The sequence below is a fragment of the Streptomyces sp. NH27 genome, assembly GCF_056859195.1.
In genome coordinates this window covers 1-845 of the sequence record NZ_JACEGK010001020.1, presented here as the reverse complement: position 1 = coordinate 845, position 845 = coordinate 1, and the positions used below count along the sequence as shown (strand labels likewise).

1 protein-coding gene is annotated in these 845 nt (G+C 78.7%); it reads left to right on the top strand.

Features of this window, described 5'->3' with window-relative positions:
• Window positions 1–845: DNA polymerase ligase N-terminal domain-containing protein (locus tag AC13HU_RS37775; RefSeq protein WP_483046525.1), on the top strand; the 845-nt coding region annotated here is incomplete at both ends.

Sequence of the window (845 nt, the reverse complement as noted above, 5' to 3'; positions counted from 1 at the left end):
GCCCGGGACCGTGGCCGCGCCGGGCACCGCGCCGCCCGCGGCAGGGACCGCCGCGACCGGCTCGCCGCGTACCGCCGCAAGCGCGACTACGGCCGCACCGCCGAACCGCGCGGCGCGCACGCCTCGGCGGACGGCGGCCCCGTGTACGTCGTGCAGAGCCACGACGCGAGCCGGACGCACTTCGACTTCCGGCTGGAGGTCGACGGTGTGCTCAAGTCGTGGGCGGTGCCCAAGGGTCCCTCGACCGACCCGCGGGACAAGCGGCTCGCGGTGCCGACCGAGGACCACCCCATGGAGTACCGGGACTTCGAGGGGGTGATCGAGCCGGGCGAGTACGGCGGCGGGACCGTGATCGTCTGGGACGCGGGCGGCTACCGCAACGCGAGCACCGACCGGTCCGGCCGCGAGATCCCCTTCGCCGAGGCGCTGGCGCACGGCCACGCGTCCTTCCGGTTGGTCGGCGGCAAGCTGCGCGGCCGCTGGTCGCTGACCCGTTTCCGCAAGGGCGAGCCCGGCACCGAGGACGACAGCGGGCACGCCAGGGGTGAGGCATGGCTGCTGGTCAGGTCCGCGGGAGAGGGCCCGCGCGGCGGCGGAAGCGGACGCGGTCGCGCCGCCGCCCGCCGCAGCCGGGCGCGCGGACCCGCCACCACCCGGCCCGGACCCGCCGCACACGACCAGGACCCGGCCGGCGGGGACCCGCACGGCGCGGCCGACCCGGGCGACTCCGCCGGGCCCGCCCGCGGCCATGGCACCCCCGACCCGCATCTCGCCCGCAGCGCGCGGACCGGCCGTACCCTCGCGCAGGTGGCCGCGGCGGGCGGCCCGACCTGGCACTCGAACCG